Source organism: Rugamonas violacea (assembly GCF_016461825.1).
Classification (GTDB): Bacteria; Pseudomonadota; Gammaproteobacteria; order Burkholderiales; family Burkholderiaceae_D; genus Rugamonas.
In genome coordinates, this window is sequence record NZ_JAEMNU010000083.1 from 180,755 (window position 1) to 203,164 (window position 22,410).

A 22,410-nucleotide genomic window follows, 5' to 3' on the forward strand; every position below is an offset into this window, starting at 1 on the left:
TCTTGCTCTTATGTCACGGCCGCCCCGCCCTGGCCCCCGATCGGGGCCCTGCCGCCAGGGATTCCCCCCTGGAATTGCCGCCGGTATCGGCAATCCTGGGACTGCGTCGCGCCGGGCCGGCCTGCCGTGAAAATCTTAATATTTGGATATTAATTAAATTAATCATAGGGGCCGCTCTCCACCCCGGTCTAGCCTTTCGCACTGACTTGCAAAGCCAAGCACTTGGCCTTGGGAGCCACACAGAGTGAGCGCGGTGTTGCGCCGCTGTTGCTTGCGTTAGCATAAGTTTTGAAGGTTTTCTAAAGGTTTTCTTAGAGCTTCCTTTCTAAAAAAACAGATGCCGGGCCGAAGCAAAGCATGCGTTAATAAATAACAAAAAAATAAGAAGTGTTGTCGGCCTAATAAAGCACGACCGTTCTATTCATATAAAAAATGGAGACAAGATGATCACAGTATTCGGGCGCCACGCGTCCGGGGCGGGCGCGCGCCGCGCGCCGTCCCGCCCCCTCCTCGCCGTCCCGCGGCCGTCGTGCGGCGCCACCGGCCGCGCCGCCTGATCCCATGCTGATGCTCCTGCTGGGCGTAGTCGCCGCCATCATTGGCGGCGCCGGTGTCATGTCCCGACACGAACCGCTGGACCGTCCGAAAGGGCAGTTCGAGATGCCGCAAGCCATGCTGGGCGGCGGCCAGTACACCCAGAGCGTGGCGCTGGAACCGTTCTCCGAATTGAAGTACCGCCACATCGTGCGCCAGGCCTTCGACTACAGCTGCGGCTCGGCCGCGCTGGTGACCATCCTGACCTACCACCTGGGCCTGAAGGTCAACGAGCAGCAGGCCATGGAGGGCATGCTGGAAAAGGGCGAGAAGGAAAAGATCATCGAGCGGCGCGGCTTCTCGCTGCTCGACATGAAGCGCTACGTCGCCTCGCTGGGCGTGACCGGCGCCGGCTTCAAGGCCGACATCAAGGATCTGCTGACCCTGGACCAGCCGGCCATCGTGCCGATCGACTATGCCGGCGCCAAGCACTTCGTGGTGCTGCGCGGCATCCGCGACGGCGTCGTCTACATCGCCGACCCGTCGGCCGGCAACATCGTCTTCTCGCTGTCCGAATTCGCCGGCCTGTGGGACAAGAACACCCTGTTCATCATCTCGCCGGCCAAGGGCCAGAGCGCGGTGGCCCGGCTGGCCCTGTCGGACCGCGAACTGGGCGTGGTCGACATGGACCGCGTCAGCAACCAGGGCCGGCTCGACGCCCTCAACCACGCCAGCCACCTGCTGGAGCGGGCCGTCAACTCCGGCACCACCGGCACCTGGATGCACCGTCAATAATTTTTGCAGCGTTCACTTTTCTCCACAAGGATCCCGCATGACTCTTCGCACTCTGCCCGCCGCTGTGAAAGCTGCATTCGCATTGACGCCCCCCCTCGCGGCCACGCTCGCGGCCACCCTCGCGGCCGCCCTGCTGGCCGCGCCGGCGCTGGCGCAAACCGCGCCGGCCGGCGCCCCGGCCGCGTCGACACAAGACGGCAACACCGCCAAGCCGGCCGACGCCGCCGCCGCCCGCGACGCCCTGGCCAAGAAGGAGGGCGAGGGCGACCAGAGCGCCCTGCTGAAACAGACCCTGACCGCCGTCGACAAGCAATACTCGCTGATCCGCCGCAGCCAGTTGCAGGTCAGCTACGACCTGAGCTACAGCTACATCGGCCAGGAGAAGATCGTCACCGACCTGGCCGGCGGCGGCATCACCCTGTTCGACATCGAGAACACCAGCGCCCACACCATCACCAACACCCTGTCGGCCGACTACGGCCTGCTCGACAATCTGACCGGCAACGTCACCCTGCCCCTGATCTCGAAATACTCCGAGTCGCGCGGCAACAGCGGCCTGTCCAACTCGCTGGGCGACATCGGCCTGGGCGCGCGCTGGCAGCCCTTCGAGGCGCACCGCGACACGCCCAACATGACCGTCACCGGCAGCATGCGCCTGCCCAGCGGCCGCAGCCCGTTCAAGATCGTCGCCGGCAGCGGCCAGGCCACCGGCGCCGGCGTCACCTCCTTCACCGGCGGGCTGAACGTCAACCGCATCGTCGACCCGGTCGCCCTGTTCGGCTCGATCAACGTCACCGCCAGCCTGCCGGCCAAGAACCTGTGGCAGGTCAACGGCACGCGCGTGCTGACCCGGGTCCAGCCCGGCGCCTCGGTCGGCTTCGGCCTCGGCTTCGCCTACGCGCTGTCGTACGGCATTTCGACGACGATCTCCTTCCAGGAAGCGATCTCGGCCGGCTCCAAGCTGAGCTTCGCCGACGGCCTGAAGGTCAAGACGGCGATGCAGACCTCGGGCATCCTCAACCTGGGCCTGGGCTACCGCGTCTCGCCCAAGACCACCGTCAACCTGTCGGTCGGCATCGGCCTGACCGCCGATTCGCCCAATCTGACGGTGGGCCTGAATCTGCCGCTGGCCTTCTAAATGCGCGCGCGCCCCACCGCCGCCGGCCGCGCCGGCGACCGCGCCAGCGCGCCGGCCAGCGTGGCGCCGCTGCGCCTGCTCGCCGTGGCGGCCGCCGCCGCCGCCGTGTGCGCGGCGCCGGCGCCGGCGCGCGCCGCGCTGACCGAAAACCTGACCACCAGCGTCACCGCCATGGCGCTGGGCAACGCCGTCACCGCCGATCCGCCCGGCATCGACTCGATCCACTTCAACCCGGCCGGCCTGGCCCGCCTGACCGGCGACAGCGAAAGCTTCCACGCCTTCGGCGCCTCGATCCGCTCGGCGTCGAGCTTCCACGCGCCGCCCGGCTTCGACGTCGGCGGCTGGACCAACGACCCGACCAGCGGCCAGAGCGGCGGCCCGGTGCGCCAGGGCATGTACGTGCCGGCTTACGGCAAGCCCGGCTGGCGCCTGCCCGGCGTCATCATCCCCGGCATCGGCATGTCCTGGAACAAGGCCGGCTCGCCGTTCACCTTCGCCACGCAAAGCTATATGTCGCAGGCGATGAGCCTGGACCGCACCACCGACATCAACGACCCGGCCCAGTTCGGCGGCCGCCAGGTGCAACTGCAGCGCCTGGTGTACGTGGCGCCGTCGGTCGGCTACAAGTACTCCGACACCTTGCGCTTCGGCGTCTCGGTGCCGATCGCCCACTCGGCCTTCGTGGTCGACACCAATATGCGCTTCCCCAACGAGCTGCTGGGCGTGTTCGGCAAGCTGCAGCAGGGCTGGTGCCCCGAGGACGGCGGCAACATCATCGACACCTTCGGCTTCGGCGTCTGCGGCGGCGGCAAGGACGGCATGGTCAGCCCGTTCAAGAAGGCCGCCCACATGCGCCTGGAGATGACGGCGCCGTTCGACCCGACCATCAACCTCGGCGTGCTGTGGGAGCCCAGGCCCTGGTTCGCGCTGGGCGCGGTCTACCAGGGCGGTTCGAAGACCAGCTACAGCGGCACCTATGTGTTCGACACCGAGCCGATGCTGCGCAACTTCGTCCAGGGCCTGAACGCCAGCCTGCTCGGCCCGATCGCCGGCGCCGTGCTGGGCTTCCCCTCGTCGATCCCGGCCCAGCAGAAGGGCAACTTGAGCGCCACCATCCCCTTCCCCTCGCACCTGCAGGTGGGCGTCAAGCTGAAGCCGATCAAATACGTCCAGCTCAACGTCGACGCCAGCTACGCCAAGTGGGGCGAGTGGAAGGAGCTGAGCTTCCAGTTCGACCAGAGCGTCAAGCTGCTCGAGGTGGCGCGGCTGTACGGCATCCCCAATTCGAGCAAGCTGACCATTCCGCGCGGCTACAAGAGCGTGGTCAACTTCGCCTTCGGCCTGCAATTGTTCCCGACCGAAAAGCTGACCCTGCGCATGGGTTACGAGCCGCGCAAGAGCTCCATCCCGGCCAACAAGATCGACCTGATCGCGCCGCTGCCCGACACCAAGCTCTACGGCCTGGGCCTGAACTACAAGCTGAGCCCGCACAGCGACATCAGCATCAGCGGCTCCTACATGGTCGGCAAGTTCAACGTGCCGGCCAACACCGACTGCAACCTGAACTGCAACACTTTTTTGAACGTGATCTACAACCCGTATGCCGGCCAGGATGTCTCCGGCGACATCCGCGTGCGCTATATGGGCGTCAACTTCACCCACCGCTTTTGACCCTGGCAGCATGGCCGGGCACGCCGCCCGGCCGGATTTTTATAGGAGTGTAAGCAATGTCCGCAGCAAACCAAGCCAAGACCGCCGTCCTCATCCTCGCCTTCTGCGCCGCCGGCCTGGCCGGCGCCGCCGCGCCGGTGCCGCCGGCCAAGCAGGAGCTGGTCAACAAGATCCTGCAACTGTGGCGCATCGACGCCATCGGCCAGACCATGCTGCAGGCGCCGGTGGCCGACGCCGTGCAACAGGCCCGCGCCATGCTGCAGGGCCGCGCCGCCGCCGACAAGCGCGACGCCGCCATGAGCGACGTTGTCGCCGAGGCGAAAAAATTCATGGAGGAGGCCAGCCCGATCACCGTCGGCAGCGCCGACAAGCTGATCCCCTCGACGGTGGCGCCGTTGCTGGCCGAGCGCTTCTCCGAGGACGAGCTGCGCCAGCTGATCGTGATCCTCGAATCGCCGGTGAAGAAGAAGTTCGAGTCGATGGTGCCGGAGATGCAAAAGCTGCTCGGCGAAAGCGTCGCCAAGGATACCCGCGGCGTCATCGACCCCAAGCTGCAAGGCCTGAAGGAGCGCATCGGCCTGCGCCTGCGCGCCGCCGTCACGCCTTGATGCCACACCGCCCCACCGCAATGCAGCAACAGCGCAACACAGCAGCACAGCCGCGGCGCAGTCCGCGGCCCGCGTTTAGTCCAACCGCAGTGGTGACATACAGGAGGTCCACCTTGTCTACGCACTTCACTGAACCATCTTCGGCGCGCCCCTTCCGCCCCACCGCGGAGGACGCGACATGAGTTATTCATCGGCACTGCACCTGGTGCGCGGCGTCAAGTCGCGGCTGGCCCTGTCCGGCGTCGAGGCCGAGGCGCTGTTCGCCGAAGCCGGCCTCGACGAGGGCGACGGCCTGGCCTGCGACGCGCTGACCCTGTCCGACAAGCTCAGCCACCTGTGGGAATTGCTGGTGGAAAAATCCGGCGATCCCCTGCTCGGCCTGAAGATTTCCACGCCGCACCGGCTCGGCTGGCTCGGCGTGATGGGCCAGATCATGCTCGACTCGCCCACCGTGCAGAGCACCATCGAGCGCTGCCACGGCCACACCCGGGTCGGCATGCTGCTGCCGGGACGCCAGCGTGTGGTGCCGCAACAACGTTACGACTTCGTCTGGTGCGTGCTGCTGCGCACCCTGCGCTGCGCCGCCGGGCGCGACGACGCCACCCCGGTGGTGGTCGAGTACGCCTTTCCACAACCGGCCAACGCCCAGGTCTACAGCGAAACCTTCGGCTGCCCGGTCAAGTTCAACATGCCGCACAACGTGATGGAGTTCTCCGACACCGAGCTGGTCATGGCGCTGCCCAACCAGCCGCTGGAAAACGGCGACGGCCGCCGCGCGCTGGCCAGCCTGGCGCGCGCCGCGCCGCCCTGCTTCACCACCAAGGTGCAGTCGATGCTGGCCAGCCTGCTGCCGAAGGGACCGCCGCACCGCGACGAGGTGGCGGCCAACCTGATGATGAGCGAGCGCACCCTGCAGCGCCGCTTGGCCGAGGAAGGCACCAGCTTCACCAGCCTGGTCGACGACACCCGCCGCGAACTGGCGCGCCAGGCGCTGCGCAGCGGCGAACTGTCGCTGAAGATGCTCAGCTTCCAGCTCGGCTTCTCCGAGCCGAGCGCCTTCTACCGCGCCTGCAAGCGCTGGTTCGGCATGGCGCCGTCGGACATCGTGCAGATGGCGCACCAGCCCGGTCCGCCACCGTTGTTGACGGCCACGCCGCCAGCGCCGCCGGCAACGACTGCAGCACCGGCGCCCGCCGCATCGCCCGATGGCCTGCGCCACAAGCTGATCGCCTGAACACACGCCCGAACACTTTGTAGCCCAACCACCACAACCGGAGTCCGCCATGGGATGGCTGTCACATAATCACCACAAATCGATGTTCGGCCAGCTGCTCGTCAGGAAGAAGCTGATTTCGCAGGAGCAGCTCGACGCCGCCATCGAACACCAGCGCAAGACCGGCCAACGGCTGGGCGACATTTTCGCCGAGTGGGACATCATCACCCACGAGCACGTCAACGACATCCTGCACACCCAGCGCAACCTGCGCCTGGCGGCGGCCATCGCCACCTCCCTGCTGGCGCCGCTGGAAGCCTATGCCGTCGAGGCGCTGCCGGCGCTGACCATCACCACGCCGGTGCTGCTGACCAAGCAGCAGTCCGGCTTGCAAGCGCTGACCGAGGACGAGATGAGCGACACCGCCGCCCAGGGCATGAGCGAGGATCTGGTGGCCCACGTCAAGGAGCAGATCAAGCACAACGGCGTGGCGGCGGTCGGCGACATCGCCAAGATCGTCAACCCGGTGCTGGGTTTCCTCGAATCGGACGTGAGCATGAAGAACGTCGTCTACGATCCGAGCAAGGCGGCCGCCACCATCAACAAGGACGGCTCGCTGACCCTGAGCCTGCCCACCTCGATCGGCGAGATGAACTTCCAGAACATCCGCATCAAGGGCACCGACGGCCCCAGCTTCGGCAGCATCGCCATCAAGGGCATCGACCTGAGCGGCACCGTCATCACCGTCGCCTTCCACCACTGACGCCATGAACCGCCCACTCTCGCGTCTCGCCCTGCGTGCGCCGCCGAGCCCGTCCCGGCCGCCGTCGCTATGGCCGCTGCTGCTGGCCATCGCGCTGTGCGGCGGCCGCGCCGGCGCGCAGAACGCCGCGCCACCGCCCTACATCGCCCACGAGCGCCTGTCGGAGGAGCAGATCGAGGTGATCGAGCTGAACCGGCCGGCCCTGCCCGGCAAGTCCTTCGCCGCCGCCACCATCATCGACGCCCCGGTGCCCAAGCTGTGCGCCATCGTGCAGGACTACCCGGCCTACGCCGCCTACATGCCCAACACCAAAAGCGCGCAGGTGGTCGCCGCCAACGAGCACAATGTGCTGGTCGACATGACGCTGGAACTGCCGTTGGGAAAAATCAAACGCTACCGTTTGCAGCTCGACGCCAAGCAACGCGGCGCCACTTGCCAGTTGAACTGGAAGCTGGTGCCGGGCGAGCTGAAGATAGAGGACACCATCGCCGACACCACCGGCTACTGGATGTTCAGTCCGCTGCCGCTCAATCCGGCCAAGTCGGTGGTCGAGTACGTGGTCTACGCCGACCCGGGGCCGGTGCCCTACGGCCTGGGCTGGATCGTCGACATGATGAGCAAGAAGAGCCTGCCGCGCACGCTCGAAGCGCTGCGCGGACAGGCGAAGAAGATGTAAGCGGTGGCAGGCTGCACTGTTAGCTTGCAGAAATTGACAACACGGTCAGTACGCTTTAGTATACAAGTACCACTCATCTCTCGCGGCGTCATTCAGTTGGCTCTTGCTTGAGACGGAGAAGCCGCTCTATTGGGCGGCTTTTTCACATCTACAGGGAGTGAATCTGTGCCAACGAGCCGAGCAGCCGTCAGGAGGACAGCAGTCTACATTGATGGCTACAACTTGTACTATGGGCGGTTGCGGGGTACAAAATTCAAGTGGTTCGATGTTGTTCAGTTCTTCGAGTCCTTGCTTGTTCAGCGCGATCAGAACGAGGTGCTAGAAAAAGTAATTTTCTTCACGGCACCCGCGTTAGCTACCTTCGCGACACATGGTGTCGCTTCCGTTGAAGCTCAATCGGCCTACCATCGTGCCTTGAAGACTTTGTATGGCGACCGCGTTGAAATGGTCTACGGCAATCATTCGTACGATAAGAATGGCTCATTGATAGCTGCCTTCGTCGAGGGACAGCCGCATGACCGGAGCAACCGGGTTAGAGTTTGGAAATTGGAAGAAAAGAAAACCGACGTCAATCTCGCTATCCGGATGTATCGGGATGCCAACAAACGGCTCTACGACCGCGTTATTTTGGTATCGAACGATAGCGATGCCGAGCCTGTGCTTGAGGCGATACGCGAGGACTTTGGCAGTATTATGATTGGTGTCGTTGCCCCTATTCGCCCTCCTGTTCATGGGGCAACAATACATCGCCGTCTTAGTGGTTCGCTTGCACGTCTCGCACACTGGACTATGAATAATCTGAGCGATGATCAACTGCTTCAGGCGCAACTTCCGAGCCTCGTGCCGACCAAGAAAAAACCAATTCGGAAACCGGCGCATTGGTAGTCGACGGCACGGTTCATTATGATGTTCGCCTGCACGGCCGCCGCGAGGCGGCCGTTTTCATTGCAAAGCTTACTTGGCGGCGCGCACTTTGCCGAAGGCGTCGCCCGCCTTCCAGGTCGGCATCGCCGGCGCGTCGGCGACACGGCGGCCCAGGTTCAGTGTGAACTGCGCCTGCTGCGTCATGCCCGACAAATCCCAGCTGGCATCGTACTCGTCGCTCACTTGGTGGTAGCGCGCGGAATAGGCGTCGACCAACTTCTTGGCGGCGGCCGGATTCTTCACGTAGTCGTGGCCCGCCTCGATCGAGAAGGCCGGCACGCCGCCCTTGGCGAAGTTGAAGTGGTCGCTGCGGAAGTAGCCGCCGGCCAGATCGGGCTCGGCTTCGGAAATGCGCATGCCCATCTGCTTGGCGGTGGCTTCGGCCATCTTGCCCAGCTCGGTGCGCTCGCTGCCCTGCGTGCCGATGTCGCGCGTCACGCCGACGAAGTTCAAGCTGTCCAGGTTCAGGTTGGCGGCCGTCTTGGCCATCGGCCACAACGGCGCCGTGGCGTAGGCGGCGCTGCCCAGCAGGCCCTGCTCTTCGGCGGCGACCCACAGGAACATCTGGCTGCGGCGGGCCGGCGAGTGCACCGCCTCCTTGGCCATGGCCAACAGCGCGGCGCTGCCGGAGGCGTTGTCGACGGCACCGTTGAAGATGGTGTCGGCGCCCGTGCCTTGCTTGCCCAGGTGGTCCCAGTGCGCGCTGTAGATCACCACTTCGTCCTTCAATTTCGGATCGCTGCCGGGCACGATGCCGGCCACGTTGAACTGCTCCAGCAGGCGCACGGCGGCCTTCATCTCGCCGCTGACCTTGGCGGCCAGCACCACCGGTTTGAAGTCCTTGCGTTCGGCGCCGGCGCGCAGCGCGTCCAGGTCCTGGCCGGCGGCCTTGAACAGGCTGCGCGCGGTGGCGTCGGTCATCCAGCCATGCAGGCCGCTGCCAACGGCGCCCTCGGCCAGCTGGAAGCGTTCCGGACCGGCCCAGCTGTTCTGCACCACGCTCCAGCCGTAGGAGGCGGTGGCGTCGGTGTGGATCAGCAACACGCCGGCGGCGCCACGCCGCTTGGCTTCCTCGAATTTGTAGGTCCAGCGGCCGTAGTAGGTCAAGCCCTTGCCGTTGAAGCGGTTCGGCTGCTCGGCGGTCGGCTGCGGATCGTTGACCATCATGACCACCACCTTGCCGCTCACATCGACACCCTTGAAGTCGTCCCAACCCTCTTCCGGCGCGCTGATGCCGTAGCCGACGAAGACCATGCCGTTGTCGAAACTGTGCACCGGCTTGGCGTCGCCCGGCGCCCAGACCCAGTCCTGGCCGAAGCTCAGCGGCAGCGTCTGGCCGCCCGCTTCCAGGTGCAGGGTGCTCTCGGCCGGGGTCGACTTGACGCCGGCGATCTTCACCGACTGGCGGAAACTGTTGCCGTTGGCCGGCTTCAGGCCCAGGGCCGCCGCCTGCGATTCCAGGTAGGCAACGGTCAGGTCGCCGCCGCGCTGGCCGGTGCCACGACCTTCCAGCACGTCGTTCGAGAGGAAGGCCAGATGGGCGCGCAACGGCGCTTCCTGCACCACCGGCGCGGTTTTGCCTTGCTGGGCGTGGGCGGGGAAAGCCAGCGCCAGGCTGATGGCCAGGGCGGAGGCTACGAAGGATGGGGACATTTTTTGCATGGGATCCTAATCGCGAATGGGGTTTGGGTGCGGTCTGTGCATTTGCCGCGCCGCACATTGTATGTCAGCCGCGCGCGGCGCCGAAGCGCGACCTCTTGCGCAGTGCAGCATTCGGCGCGCCGTGTCGGCCGGCGCCGGCAGCACCACCGGCCCGACCCCGACCCCGGCTACGGCTACGGCTACGGCTACGGCTGCGGCTGGGGCTGGGGCTGCGGCCTCAGGCCAGCAGCAGGTGGGCCAGGCTGCGCAGGGCGATGCCGACGCAGGCGCCCAGCGCGGCCTGGCGCCACACGCCGGCGACGCGGCGGCCGGCCGAGATCAGGATCGCCACGCCGGGCAGGTCGAAGGGGTTGAGCAGGAAGCCGGCGCTGCGGTTGAGCATGGCGGCGTCGGCCGTGCCGTGCTTGATCATCTCGTCCATCACACCCATCCAGGCGGTGGCGCCGCCGAGGAACTTGGTGACCGCCGGCAGCACCAGCGCGGCGTCGAGGCGCAGCATGGCCATCGGCGCGGCCAGGGCGCGGGTCAGCATGTCGATGGCGCCGACCGAGCGCAGCAAGGTCACCGCCACCAGCGACAAGATCAGCATCGGCAGCGCCGCCACGGCGATGCGGAAGGATTCGGCGCCGGCGCGGTTGATGACGTCGAGCACGCCCTTGGCATCCTCGGCCACCGGGTGCGGCAGCGACTGGTCCTGGCTCAACTCGGCAGCGTTGAGGCGCCGGCCGAACAAATAATAAGTGGAGGCGGCGGCGGCCAGGCCGCCGGCCAGCGAGAACAGCAAGGTGAAGCCGAAGTGCAGGCCCAGCGCCGTCATCGGGATCGAGATATTCGCCTGCGCCGTCGCCAACACCATCGCCAGGGTGGCGGCCAGGTGGCGGTCGGAGACGCCGCGCTGGTCCATCATGGCCAGGGTGGCGATGGGCGCGGCGAAGCTGACGAAGCTGATCTGCAACATGGCGAAGATCGACAGCCCGGTCAGGCCCAGCGGCAACAGCAGCGGCGCCAGGCGCGCCACCAGCCAGTCGAGGATGCCCTTGGCTTCGAGCAGGCGCATCAACGACAACATCACCACCATCACCGGCAGCAGGATGAAGAAGGCCAGCTCGACGGCGGAGCGGCCGGCGCGCAGAATGATCTCGGTCAGAAGTTCCATGGCCTATCTTAACCTCTGCGGCGCTGAAGGGCATCGCCAAAAAACCCCGCGGTTGCGCAGCGGCGCAGCGCCGCGCACGCTAAAATTGCGCCATGAGTGAACAAGCACAATACATCGGGCGCTTCGCCCCCTCGCCCACCGGCCCGCTGCACCTCGGCTCGCTGGTGGCGGCCATGGCCAGCTATCTGGACGCCCGCCTGCACGACGGCCGCTGGCTGGTGCGCATCGAGGACGTCGACGGCGACCGCAACGTGGCCGGCGCCGACCAGCACATCCTCGCCTCGCTGCAACGCTGCGGCATGCGCTGGGACGGCGAGGTCGCTTGGCAAAGCCGGCGCGGCGGCCTGTACCAGTCCGCGCTGGAGCAACTCGGCGCCCTGGTCTACCCCTGCGCCTGCTCGCGCAAGGAGATCGCCGACTCCCAGCTGAGCCTGACGGGCCGGCAGGCCCAGTCGCAAATCTACCCCGGCACCTGCCGCCACGGCCTGGCGCCCGGCAGGGTCGCGCGCGCGCTGCGCCTGCGCGTGCCGTGCGGCGCCGAGCCGCTGCGCGTGCTAGGCTTCGACGACCGCTGGCAAGGTCCGCTCGGCCAGGACTTGTGCGACGAGGTCGGCGACTTCGTCGTCAAGCGCGCCGACGGTTTCTGGGCCTACCAGTTGGCCGTGGTGGTCGACGATGGCGTCCAAGGCGTCACCGACATCGTCCGTGGCGCCGACCTGATCGACTCGACGCCGCGCCAGCTGTATCTGCAACACTTGCTTGATCTACCGCAGCCGACCTATTTGCACGTGCCGGTGGTCAGCAACCAAGCGGGCGAGAAGCTGTCCAAACAAACGGGCGCGCAGGCCTTCGACAACGGCGCCCCGGTCGAGCAACTGTTGAACAGCGCGCTGCTGCCGGCCGCGCGCCTGCTCGGCATGGAGCTGGCCGCCGGCAGCGTCGAACAATTCTGGCGCGTCGCCGTGCCGGCCTGGGCTCAGGTACTGGCCGGCACAAGGGGAAAGGCACCGCAATGGAAATCGAACTGAAACTGCTGCTCGACGCCAACGACAACGAACGGCTGCGCCAACATCCGCTGATCGCCGCCCACAGCGACGGCCAGAGCAGCCACCAGAACCTGCTGGCGCGCTATTTCGACACCTCCGACTTCGCCCTGCGCCGCCAGCAGGCCGGCCTGCGCGTGCGCCAGGTCGACGGCAGCTGGATACAAACCATGAAGGCGGGCGGCAGCGTGCACGGCGGCCTGCACCAGCGCAACGAATGGGAAGGCCCGGTGAAGCGCGCCTGGCCCGAGCTGGGCAAGCTGAAAAAAATGATGGGCGCCGACACCGACTGGCGCGCCCTGCTCGACGGCGACCTGGCCAAGCGGCTGGAGACCAAATTCACCGTCCGCGTCGAGCGCGACAAATGGGACGTGCGCCTGGGCGACGACGCCATCGAACTGGTGCTCGACCACGGCAGCGTCGAACACCAGGAGCACGCCAGCCCCGTCAACGAGATCGAATTGGAATTGAAGTCGGGCAGTGCGCAGGGCCTGTACGCCTTCGCCCTGGCCTTGCTGGAGGACATCCCCCTGCGCCTGAGCAACATCAGCAAGGCCGAGCGCGGCTATGCGCTGTGCAGCCAGTCCGGCACCACGGTGCGCAAGGCGCGCCCGCCGGCGCTGCCGGCCGGCGCCAGTGTGCTGCAGGGCATGCAGGCGGTGATCGACAGTTGCCTGCAACAGATCCAGGACAACGAGGACGGCGTCATCCACAGCGACAACCCGGAGAGCCTGCACCAGATGCGCGTCGGCGTGCGCCGGCTGCGCTCGGCGCTGAAGTTGTTCGACGGCGCCGCGCCCTGCCCGGCCGGGCTGGTGGAGGAAATCGGCTGGCTGGGCGGCGCGCTCGGCGGCGCGCGCGACTGGGAGGTGCTGGCGGCCGGCACGCTGCAAAGGCTGGCCGACACGCCGGCCGCGTTGCGCCACCTGCTGGCGATCCAGCAGCCGGTGCTGCGCCAGGCCAGGCAGGCCCGTCACGACGCCGCGCAGGCGCTGCTGTCGCCGCGTTACACCCGGTTGCTGCTGCGCTTGTGCAGCTGGCTGCTGGAGTTGCCGGCGCAAGCCGGACAAGACGGCGCCGCGCTGGCCCGGCCGCTGAAAAAATTCGCCCGCGACACCATCAAGCGCAACCACGAACGCCTGCTCGCACGCGCCAAGGCCATCGACGGCGGCGACGCCGCCAATCTGCACCGTCTGCGCATCGCCGGCAAGAAGGCGCGCTACGCGCTGGAGTTCTTCCAGACCCTGTACCGCGCCGGCGGCGTGCGCCGGCAGATCGGCGCGCTGAGCGCGATGCAGGACGAGCTGGGCCGCCACAACGACCTCAGCGTGGCCGGTCGCCTGCTGGCCCAGCTGCAGCAGGAACACAGCGGCAGCGCCGAGTCGATCGCCTTCGTGCGCGGCTACCTGTTGGCGCAGCAGGGCCACGAGACCGACGGCCTGGCCAAGGCCTGGCAGGCCTTCAAGATGCTGCCGCCGCCCCGCCCAGCCGGCTGAGACAGCTGGGTCGGCCGGCGCCCAAACGCACGCCGAAAAACCGCCAACCGTCGTTCCCGCGAAAGCGGGAACCCATGCCGAGCCAAACCGCGCGCGGAGCATGAACTGCGCCGGCACAGCGGTCCGCCGACGCCGAGTAACGGCTTGGTAAAGCCGCCCCTATGGCGCCGACGCCCGCGCCTTGCGGCCGATCTTTTTGTAGAAGCCCTCCAGCTCGCGCCGCACCAGGTCCTGGCCGTTGTCGATCACATAGTCCTGGAAGGCCGCCGCCACCTTGGGGATCGGCTGGTCGGTCAGGTGCATCACGTGCCAGTCCGCCTCGACCGGATTCTCCTGCATCGGCAGGATCGCCAGCAGGCCCGTCTCGAACTCCAGCGCGCAGGCGTGCACCGACAGGAAGCCCAGCCCCAATCCGGCCGACACCATGCGCTTGATCGCCTCGTTGCTCGACACCTCGGAACCGATGTTGAGCGGATGCCCGGCGTCGCGGAACAGCCGCTCGATCGCCGTGCGCGTGCCCGAACCGCGCTCGCGCACCAGCAGGTTGCACGCCATCACATCCTGCAAGCTCACCTTGCGCTTCTTCATCAGCGGGTGCGCCGGACTGGCGACGAAGGCCATCGGGTGGCGCGCGAAGCGGGCCGCGTTGGTGCGCAGCTCGCGCGGCGGCGTGCCCATGATGGCCAGGTCGATCTCGTGGCGCGCCAGCATGTTGACGATCTCGGCGCGGTTGCCCACCTGCAACTTGAGGCGCACGTCGGGCCGCTCCAAGGTGAACGGCACCAACAGCGGCGGCAGCAAGTGCTCGGCGGTGGTGACCGCGCCGATGCGCAAGGTGCCGCTGGTGACGCCCTGCAGCGCGGCCAGCTCGTCGGCCGCCTGCTCCCACAACCGCAGGATGCGCTCGGAGAAATCGACCATCACCTCGCCGGCGGCGGTCAGCTGGATGTTGCGGCCGACCTTGCGCGTCAGCGCGATGCCGGCGATCTCTTCGAGTGTGCGCAATTGCAACGAAACGGCCGGCTGCGTGACGTGCATCGCGTCGGCCGCGCGCGACACGCTTTCATGGCGGGCGATCAGCACCAGCGACTGGAGCTGGCGGAAACTGGCGTGATGCATAAGGCTTTCCTTATCAATTATCGAATATCTTTAATTTTTCTTTTAGTTATTCTACAACTATATTAGGCACATTCACTGCTGTTTTGACTGCTGTCCTTCGATTTCCCCACCTTTTTAGCGGGAGCATTCCATGAGCATCGACGTAATCTTCCTCGGCCTCGACGGCGTACTGTTCGACACCGAAGCGCTGCACCTGGCGGCCTGCAACACCGCCTTCGCCCAAGCCGGCCTGTCGCTGCGCTGGACCCTGCCGGCCCTGCGCGCCGCCGCCGCGACGCACGGCTACGCCCGCGCCGTCGGCGCCGCGCTGGTCTGCGAACCGCTGGCGCGCGACAAGGCCCGCGTCGCCGAGCTGTTCGCCGCCAAGCACGCCCACTTCCAGCAGGCCGTGGCGCGGCAGGCGCTGAAGCCGTCGCCGGCCGCGCTGGCGCTGATCGAGGACGCCCGCGCCGCCGGCTGCAAGCTGGCCGTGCTGTCGGACCTGCCGGCGCCGGTGAGCGCGCAGTTGTTGCAGCAATGCTTCGGCGACGACGTCAACAGCCTGTTCGCCGTGGTGGCCGGCGGCGTCAACTTCGACGGCCCGGCCGGCATCGGCCCGCACGCCCGCGCCCTCAACGCGATGGGCCTGCAGCCGGCGGCCAGCATCGCCATCGACGCCGCCAAGCCCAGCCTGCGCGCCGCCGAAGCGGCCGGCCTGTGGACGGTGTCGGTGGCGCCCTACGGCGCCGAGGTCCTGCGGCCGCAGCAGTTCATCACCTTCGACGCGCTGCGCGAACTGCGCACCAGCCCGTTCACGGCCAATCCGCAAGAGGAGCAGGAACTGGCCGCCTAAGCTGCCATATCCATATGTAAGGCCGCTTCAAAATGGCCGTGGCCAGGCGCGGCGACGCAGACAGTGCGTTGGCACGGCAAGGAGCCGCAACGACGCTAAGGACGTTTTGAAGCGGCCTTACAGCACCATCCTGTCGCACCACCATTCACCAACTCTGGAGGCGAACCATGGACACCATCGTTATCGTAGGAGGCGGCGCCGGCGGACTCGAACTGGCCACCCGTCTGGGCGACACCCTGGGCAAGGCCAAGCGCGCGCGCGTGCTGCTGGTCGACCGCTCGCCGGGCCATTTCTGGAAGCCGCTGCTGCACACCGTGGCCTCCGGCAAATGCGACCCGCAGGTGACGCAGATCGAATTCTCGGCCCAGGCGGCCGAGCACGCCTTCGAATTCGTCCAGGGCGAGGTGATGTCGATCGACCGCGCCAGCCGCAGCGTCGAGCTGGCGCCGCGCTGCGTCGACGGCCTGGAGCTGCAACCGCGCCGCCGCCTGGCCTACGACAAGCTGGTGCTGGCGCTGGGCTCGGTGACCAACTTCTTCAACGTGCCCGGCGCGGCCGAGAACGTGCTCACGCTCGACAACGTCGGCGAGGCCGAGACCTTCCGCAAACGCTTCGTCGCCGCCTGCATCCGCGCCGGCGAGCACAAGGCCGGCGGCGACCCGGCGCTGGGCCAGGTCAGCGTGGTGATCGTCGGCGGCGGCGCCACCGGCGTCGAACTGGCGGCCGAACTGAGCCATGCCGCCCGCTCGCTGGCCGAGTATAAGGTGCACGCCCTCGATCCGCTGCAAGACGTACACATCAGCGTCATCGAGCGCGGCCAGTACCTGCTGCCGCACCTGCACCCGCAGTTGTCGGAGCGCGCCGCGCGCCATCTGCGCTCGCTCGGCATCCGCGTGTTGACCGGCACCGCCGTGGCCAGCGTGACGCCGCGCGCCGTCATCGACGTCGCCGGCCGCGAACACCCGGCCGACCTGATGCTGTGGGCCGCCGGCGTCGAGGCGCCGGCGCTGTGCGCCAGTCTCGGCCTGGCGGTCAACCGCCTGCGCCAGATCGTCGTCGACGCCACCCTGCAGGCCGGCGGCGACGCCAGCGTCTACGCCTTCGGCGACTGCGCCAGCTTCACCTGTCCGCACAAGGGCACGGCGGCGCCGCCGCGCGCCCAGGTGGCGCACCAGCAGGCGATGTTCCTGGCCGACCTGCTGGCGCGCCGCGACACGCCGCGCAAGCCCGACTTCCGCTACCGCGACTACGGCTCGTTGGTCTCGCTGGGGCCGTTGGCGGCGGTCGGCGTGCTGACCGGCGCGGTGAGCGGCAAGAGCCTGCATGTGGGCGGCGCGGCGGCGCGGCTACTGTATCGCCTGATGTACCAGAAGCACATGCTGGCTTTACACGGCATGGCGCGGATGGCGGCGCTCAGCCTGGTCGACTGGTTGCGCGGCAAGCTGGTGCCGCCGGTCAAGCTGCACTGAAACGCTGCACTGAAACACTGCACTGAAACACTGCACTGAAACGCTGCACTGAAACACTGCACTGAAACGCTGCACTAAAACGCTGCACTGAAACGCTGCACTGAAACCCCGTCGTTCCCGCGCATGCGGGAACCCATGCCGCGCCAAACAACATGCGGCGCATGGCGGAAACGCATGCGCCGCATGGCGGGAACCACAAGTGTTTCAGCAATCAGTAATCGAACTTCGAGCTGCGCGGATTGCGCTTGAAAAAGGGCACCGGTTCGGCCTCGGCGCGCAGCCGCTCGCGCTCCATCTTGACCATCAGCGCGTGCTGGGCGCGCTCCTCGCGCTCGTCGTCGAGCTGGCGTTGCTTGGCGATGCGCTGCTGGCAGTCGCGGAACAGCGTGACCCGCTGCGACATGGCGACCACCCACAGCAAGCCGATCAAAAACAGCACGGCGGCGTAGGCGGTCTGCCAGATCGCGTAATTCTGCTCGATGACGGGGAACAGCGGGCGGGCGTCGGCCAGGAAATCCTGGCCGAAGAAGGCCAGCACGACGGCCGCCAGGCCCAGGCCGATGGTGCTGACGATATGCCAACCGCTGGTCTTCAGGCGTTGGCTCAGATAAAGCGCGGTATCGATGGAGTTGATCATGTGTGGGTGGAAAGCGGTGTCGGCGCGGCGGCAAGCCCGGCGCATGGTCCGCCATTCTACGCTATTTCCATGTGGAAATATATTTCCCCACTCATTCCTTATCGCCGTTTGCCATCTCGGCGGCGGCGGCGTCCCTCGCCCGCAGACACTGGACGACAATCAATTTAACGGCAATACTCAGGCCCATTCCGGCGCAACCGACAACCACCAGCCAATCGCTCATGATGTTTCCCCCTTGCTTAATTAAGCATCAGGCCAGACTGTAACGCCGCGCGCACCGTCGGCGCCAATATCAAATGTAGGCCCCAGCTATCTCGAAAAGGCATAGGCATGATCTCGCTCAAACAGATGAAGTATTTCGTCGAAATCGTCGACGCCGGCAGCTACTCGCGCGCCGCCGAGCGCCTGTACGTGGCGCAATCGGCGCTGAGCCGCCACATCAAGGAACTGGAGAACGAGCTGCAAGCCGTGCTGCTCGAACGCGATGCGCGCCACTTCGAGCTGACCGAGGCGGGCCGCCTGTTCCACCAGCGCAGCAAGCGCCTGCTGCAGGAACTGGCCGAGACGGTGCAGCACACCCAGCACGTCAGCAAGGGCGAGCAGGGCACGATCCGCCTGCTGCACTCCAGCTCGGTGACCCTGACGGCGGCCATCGGCGCCGTGCTGCAGCGGCTGCTCGACGACTTCCCCGGCGTCACCCTGGAGGTCTCCAAGGCCTCGTCCGACCACCAGGTCACCGACATCGAGGAGAGCCGCGCCGACCTCGGCCTGGTGCGCCTGCCGGTGCTGCGCCGCCACGCCAACATCGAGCTGCGCGAGGTGTTCAGCGAACGCCTGATGGTGGCCGTGCCGCGTGGCCACCGCCTGGCCGGGCAGGCCGCCAGCGACATCGCCGGCCTGCGCGGCGAACGCTTCGTCTCGCTGCCCCACCCCGAGCGCGGCGGCCTCAGCTACCTGGTCGCCGGCCTGTGCCAGACCCAGGGCTTCTTCCCCACGGCGGCGCGCGCCACCTCGCGCAAGACCTCGCTGCTGAACCTGATCGAAGCCGGCTTCGGCATCGCCATCGTGCCCGACAGCATGCGCGAGGTGGCGCCGGCCGGCGTGTGCTTCGTCGATTTGCCGCCGCAACAGGCCGGCTCCGCCGTCGGTTTGATCCAGCGGCGCGAAACGGCGCCGATTGTGGCAAAATTCGCAACTGCGTTCGAGCAGGCGCTGCGCGCGCTGCCCGTCCCACAACGTGCCCCAGGCAAACACCCCACCCAGGAACAGCAATGACGACACGCCAGCATTTCGCCTTGATGGCGAGCTACAACGAAACGATGAACCAGCAGGTCTACGCCGCCGCCGCGCGGCTGACGCCGGCCGAGCTGAGCGCCGAGCGCGGCGCCTTCTTCGGCTCCATCCTCGGCACGCTGAACCATCTGCTGGTGGCCGACACCATCTGGCTGCAACGCATGGCCACCCTGCCTGCCCGCCCCCCGGCGCTCGACCCGGTGCGGGCGATGCCGGCGCCGAGCGGCCTGGGCCAGCTGCTCGAGACGGAACTGGCGCCGTTGCAGGCGCGCCGGCGCCAACTCGACGCCCTCATCCACGCCTTCGTCAACGAACTCGGCGAGGACGAGCTGGCCCGGCCCCTGCACTACAGCAACACCAAGGGCGTGCCCTTCGACAAGCGCCTGTCCAGTCTGCTGACCCACCTGTTCAACCACCAGACCCACCATCGCGGCCAGGCCAGCACCTTGCTGTTCCAGGCCGGCCAGGACATCGGCGTGACCGACCTGCTGGTGCTGATCCCCAACGAGGCGGCCAGCTGAGTCATCACCGCCGGCCATAGCATATATTGCGAATCGAAAGTGGTGGCGAATCTTGTTCGGCGATATACTCATTGGCAACTGCGCGCGCTCCTCACGCACTCATCCTTCACCCATGGGAGGGCTATGCCCGTCGCTTACCGTGCCAACGCCGACTTCGCCAAGCTCAACCACCCGCTGCGGGTGCCCTTGGCCGCCGAGATCCATTCGCGTCCCTTCCTGGCGCTGCAAGCCCCCGAGACGCTGACCCACTTCGCGCTGTACGCCCCGGTCGAGCCGGGCGCCCAGCACAACCACCGCGCCGTCCAGCACCGCATCCTGCAAGACCTGTGCATCCACTACGGCGTCGCCGTGCCGCATCCGCAGGCGCGCTACTTCTACCACGACTTCGACCGCTTCCGCCTGAAATGGGAATGCCACACCGAGTTCGCCACCTACACCTTCGTCGAGCGCGGCGCCGAGGCGGCCGGCTGGCGCCAGGCCTTCGAACGGGCGCCGCTGCAACACGTGCCGCAGGAATGGCTGGCCGGGCTGCACGGCAAGATCATCGTCGCCGCCCACGTCGTGCTGAGCAAGGACGCGCCGGCGCCGGCCCCGGCCGACGCGACGGGCCAGCCGCACCACACTGGCGGCCCCCCTGGCGGCACCCCTGGCGGCGACCCGCGCGACGACCTGCGCCGGGAGCTGCGCGAACTGTTCCAGGGCAATGTGCTGGTCGGCGGCAGCGTCGGCGGCGGCGGCGGCGAGATCTGGACCGACTTCAAGATCCAGCCGGACGGCTTCAGCCGCTTCGTCGTGCGCGACCTGAGCCTGCGCGAATTCCAGGCCGGCCGCCTGGTCGGCCGCCTGCTGGAGATCGAAACCTACCGCACCATGGCGCTGCTCGGCCTGCCCCAGGCCGAGGCCAGCCAGCCAGCCCTCAACGGCATCGAGAGCGAGCTGGCGGCGCTGACCGCCACCTTGGTGCAAAGCGAGCACGGCGCGGCCCAGCCGATGGCCGAGGCCAACGAGGACCAGAACCTGCTGCACCGCATCTCCGGCCTGGCGGCGCGGCTGGAAAAGCTGTCGGTGAGCAACAGCTACCGCTTCGCCGCCTCGCAGGCCTACTTCAGCCTGGTGCAGGCCCGCATCCAGGAGCTGCGCGAACTGCGCATCGAGGGCATGCCGACCCTGGCCGAATTCATGGGCCGGCGCCTGGCCCCGGCGATGCACACCTGCACCTCGGTGGCGCAGCGGCAGGAGGCGCTGGCGACGCGTATCGCCCGCAGCAACGACCTGCTGCGCACCCGCGTCGGCATCGAGCAGGAACGGCAAAACCGCAAGATCCTGCAGTCGCTCGACGCCCGCGCCGCCCAACAACTGCGGCTGCAACAAGCGGTCGAGGGCTTGTCGGTGGTGGCCATCTCCTACTATCTGCTGGGGCTGGTCGGCTACGCCGGCAAGGCGATGAAGGCGAGCAACCTGCCGGTCAATCCCGACCTGATGACGGGCCTGATGGTGCCGCTGGTCACCGCCGGCGTCTGGTACTGCCTGCGCCGGCTGCACCAGCAGTTGCACGCCACGGCCGGCGCGACGGCCCGCCCCGGCGGCTGAGTTCAAACGGACTAGGCGGAGTTCAGGCGGGTCCAAGGGAGTGCGCCGGCAGGGCGGCGGCGCCGGCGGCCGCGCTTTTTTGCGGCCGCCGGCAAACAGCATAAAACAGCACAAAACAGCATATAATCGCCGCTTTCCCGTTTTCCATCACCGTTCATGCCTATCACCGCACTGCCGCCGGACGCGCGGCCTGCCCTCGTTTTGCTGCACAGCTCGATGAGTTCCCGCACCCAGTGGTCCGACCTGATCGCCCAACAAGAGTCGCGTTTCCGCTGCATCGCCGTCGATTTGCTCGGCTATGGCAAGTCGCCCTTCCCGGCCGACATCGGCGCCGCCTTTTCGCTGGCCCACGAGGCCGGCGCCGTCAACGCCGCCCTCGCCGCCCACCTGGCGCCGAGCGAGCCCTTCCACCTGATCGGCCACTCCTACGGCGGCGCCACGGCGCTGCGCCTGGCCCGCCAGATGCCGGCGCGGGTATTGTCGCTGGCCCTGTTCGAGCCGGTCGCCTTCCACCTGCTGCCGCCGCACGACCCGGCGCGCGCCGAGATCGAGGCGGTGGTGGCCCGGATCGGCCGCGCCGACGACGCGGCGGAGGCGACCCGCATCTTCATCGACTACTGGAACCGTCCCGGCACATTCGACGGCCTGCCGGCCGTCCAGCAAGACAAGCTCAGCGGCCAGATCGCCAAGGTCAAGCTGGACTTCCAGGCGCTGCTGGGCGAGCCGGCCACGCTGGCCGACCTGGCCGTGCTGGACATGCCGGCGCTGCTGTTGTCCGGCCAAAACAGCCCGGCCTCGACGCGCCGCCTGGCCGAGCGCGTGGCGGCGGCGCTGCCGAACGCCAGCGCGCTGCAGACCAAGGGCGGCCACATGGCGCCGATCAGCCATGCGGCCGTGGTCAACGCCGCCCTCGCCGGCTTCCTGCTGGGCGAGGAAGTCGGCAACCCCGCCTAAGTCCGGCGCGGCGGCCCCGCCTCAGAACGGCTTGGTCGGCGGCTACTTGCCGTCGAGCGTGATGACGGCGCGCGAGCCGCCCTGCCGATCGTCGACCTTCTTGATGTCGAGCTTGAAGTTGACCGCGCTGATGATGCCGTCGCCGAACTGCTCGTGCGCCAGCGCCTTCAGCGTGGTGCCGTAGACCTGGATCATCTCGTAGAAACGGTAAATGGTCGGGTCGCTCGGGATGCCGTCCAGCAAGCTGCCGCGCAGGGCCGCATGGCACCGCCGCAACGCCGGCAAAACCCCGGACCGCAACCTGGGGTGGGGGCCC

21 protein-coding genes and 1 pseudogene are annotated in these 22,410 nt (G+C 67.3%); 16 read left to right on the top strand and 6 right to left on the bottom strand.

Annotation, left to right across the window (positions count from 1 at the left end; genetic code table 11):
* Positions 1-615 precede the first annotated feature (615 nt).
* From H7U20_RS16820 to H7U20_RS16855, 8 genes are all read left to right on the top strand, one after another.
* The gene (locus H7U20_RS16820; protein WP_233410816.1) at positions 616-1,329 is read left to right on the top strand and encodes a C39 family peptidase; all 714 of its coding nucleotides are present in this window, start codon (positions 616-618) and stop codon (positions 1,327-1,329) included.
* Positions 1,330-1,411: 82 nt separating this feature from the next.
* Positions 1,412-2,467, top strand: coding sequence for a transporter (locus H7U20_RS16825; protein ID WP_233410817.1), 1,056 nt, complete (start codon positions 1,412-1,414; stop codon positions 2,465-2,467).
* Positions 2,468-4,138 carry an OmpP1/FadL family transporter gene (locus tag H7U20_RS16830; RefSeq protein ID WP_199760291.1) on the top strand — a complete coding sequence of 557 codons (1,671 nt, stop codon included), beginning with the start codon at positions 2,468-2,470 and terminating at the stop codon, positions 4,136-4,138.
* A 56-nt stretch (positions 4,139-4,194) separates the two neighbouring features.
* Positions 4,195-4,746: a DUF2059 domain-containing protein gene (locus H7U20_RS16835; RefSeq protein ID WP_199760292.1), complete on the top strand. Its 552-nt coding sequence runs from the start codon at positions 4,195-4,197 to the stop codon at positions 4,744-4,746.
* A gap of 178 nt (positions 4,747-4,924) precedes the next feature.
* Positions 4,925-5,980: an AraC family transcriptional regulator gene (locus H7U20_RS16840; RefSeq protein WP_199760293.1), complete on the top strand. Its 1,056-nt coding sequence runs from the start codon at positions 4,925-4,927 to the stop codon at positions 5,978-5,980.
* 49 nt (positions 5,981-6,029) lie between these two features.
* The gene (locus H7U20_RS16845; RefSeq protein WP_199760294.1) at positions 6,030-6,722 is read left to right on the top strand and encodes a hypothetical protein; all 693 of its coding nucleotides are present in this window, start codon (positions 6,030-6,032) and stop codon (positions 6,720-6,722) included.
* A 4-nt stretch (positions 6,723-6,726) separates the two neighbouring features.
* Positions 6,727-7,398 carry an SRPBCC family protein gene (locus H7U20_RS16850; protein ID WP_199760295.1) on the top strand — a complete coding sequence of 224 codons (672 nt, stop codon included), beginning with the start codon at positions 6,727-6,729 and terminating at the stop codon, positions 7,396-7,398.
* A 165-nt stretch (positions 7,399-7,563) separates the two neighbouring features.
* Positions 7,564-8,283 carry an NYN domain-containing protein gene (locus tag H7U20_RS16855; RefSeq protein WP_370593166.1) on the top strand — a complete coding sequence of 240 codons (720 nt, stop codon included), beginning with the start codon at positions 7,564-7,566 and terminating at the stop codon, positions 8,281-8,283.
* A gap of 69 nt (positions 8,284-8,352) precedes the next feature.
* Here H7U20_RS16855 and H7U20_RS16860 read toward each other — a convergent pair whose 3' ends face one another.
* Together H7U20_RS16860 and H7U20_RS30340 are read right to left on the bottom strand one after the other, a co-directional pair.
* Positions 8,353-9,984 (bottom strand): M28 family peptidase, encoded by a 1,632-nt coding sequence (locus tag H7U20_RS16860; RefSeq protein ID WP_199760297.1) that lies wholly within the window; start codon positions 9,982-9,984, stop codon positions 8,353-8,355.
* 217 nt (positions 9,985-10,201) lie between these two features.
* On the bottom strand, positions 10,202-11,140 hold the full coding sequence (locus tag H7U20_RS30340) for a nucleoside recognition family protein (protein ID WP_233410818.1): 939 nt from the start codon (positions 11,138-11,140) through the stop codon (positions 10,202-10,204).
* A gap of 92 nt (positions 11,141-11,232) precedes the next feature.
* Here H7U20_RS30340 and gluQRS point away from each other — a divergent pair, with 92 nt between their 5' ends.
* Positions 11,233-12,168, top strand: a complete 936-nt coding sequence (gluQRS, locus tag H7U20_RS16870) for a tRNA glutamyl-Q(34) synthetase GluQRS (protein ID WP_199760298.1) — start codon at positions 11,233-11,235, stop codon at positions 12,166-12,168.
* Entirely contained in the window at positions 12,153-13,679 is a 1,527-nt protein-coding gene (locus H7U20_RS16875; RefSeq protein ID WP_199760299.1) for a CYTH and CHAD domain-containing protein, read from the top strand. Before gluQRS ends, H7U20_RS16875 begins: the two co-directional genes overlap by 16 nt.
* A 159-nt stretch (positions 13,680-13,838) precedes the next feature.
* Here the strand turns inward: H7U20_RS16875 and H7U20_RS16880 are convergent, their stop codons facing one another.
* Complete coding sequence (locus H7U20_RS16880; RefSeq protein ID WP_199760300.1) at positions 13,839-14,798, bottom strand: LysR family transcriptional regulator; 960 nt, start codon at positions 14,796-14,798, stop codon at positions 13,839-13,841.
* Positions 14,799-14,928: 130 nt separating this feature from the next.
* Between H7U20_RS16880 and H7U20_RS16885 the strand changes: the two genes are divergently transcribed.
* Positions 14,929-15,630, top strand: coding sequence for an HAD family hydrolase (locus tag H7U20_RS16885; RefSeq protein WP_199760301.1), 702 nt, complete (start codon positions 14,929-14,931; stop codon positions 15,628-15,630).
* A gap of 167 nt (positions 15,631-15,797) precedes the next feature.
* Positions 15,798-17,099: an NAD(P)/FAD-dependent oxidoreductase gene (locus H7U20_RS16890; protein WP_199760302.1), complete on the top strand. Its 1,302-nt coding sequence runs from the start codon at positions 15,798-15,800 to the stop codon at positions 17,097-17,099.
* Positions 17,100-17,310: 211 nt separating this feature from the next.
* Here the strand turns inward: H7U20_RS16890 and H7U20_RS16895 are convergent, their stop codons facing one another.
* Positions 17,311-17,736: a hypothetical protein gene (locus tag H7U20_RS16895; protein ID WP_199760303.1), complete on the bottom strand. Its 426-nt coding sequence runs from the start codon at positions 17,734-17,736 to the stop codon at positions 17,311-17,313.
* Positions 17,737-17,827: 91 nt separating this feature from the next.
* Entirely contained in the window at positions 17,828-17,959 is a 132-nt protein-coding gene (locus H7U20_RS30685; protein WP_255522831.1) for a hypothetical protein, read from the bottom strand.
* 107 nt (positions 17,960-18,066) lie between these two features.
* Here H7U20_RS30685 and H7U20_RS16900 point away from each other — a divergent pair, with 107 nt between their 5' ends.
* From H7U20_RS16900 to H7U20_RS16915, 4 genes are all read left to right on the top strand, one after another.
* A complete protein-coding gene (locus H7U20_RS16900) occupies positions 18,067-19,011 on the top strand; it encodes a LysR family transcriptional regulator (protein WP_199760304.1) in 945 nt (314 codons plus the stop codon).
* Positions 19,008-19,550, top strand: a complete 543-nt coding sequence (locus H7U20_RS16905; RefSeq protein WP_199760305.1) for a DinB family protein — start codon at positions 19,008-19,010, stop codon at positions 19,548-19,550. Before H7U20_RS16900 ends, H7U20_RS16905 begins: the two co-directional genes overlap by 4 nt.
* Before the next feature lie 123 nt (positions 19,551-19,673).
* Entirely contained in the window at positions 19,674-21,140 is a 1,467-nt protein-coding gene (locus tag H7U20_RS16910) for a DUF3422 family protein (protein WP_199760306.1), read from the top strand.
* A 156-nt stretch (positions 21,141-21,296) separates the two neighbouring features.
* On the top strand, positions 21,297-22,094 hold the full coding sequence (locus H7U20_RS16915) for an alpha/beta fold hydrolase (protein ID WP_199760307.1): 798 nt from the start codon (positions 21,297-21,299) through the stop codon (positions 22,092-22,094).
* A gap of 42 nt (positions 22,095-22,136) precedes the next feature.
* On the opposite strand, the pseudogene H7U20_RS16920 reads toward H7U20_RS16915, so the two are convergent.
* Positions 22,137-22,349, bottom strand: a pseudogene (locus tag H7U20_RS16920) (cyanase); the annotation flags it as partial.
* Between the last annotated feature and the right edge of the window lie 61 nt (positions 22,350-22,410).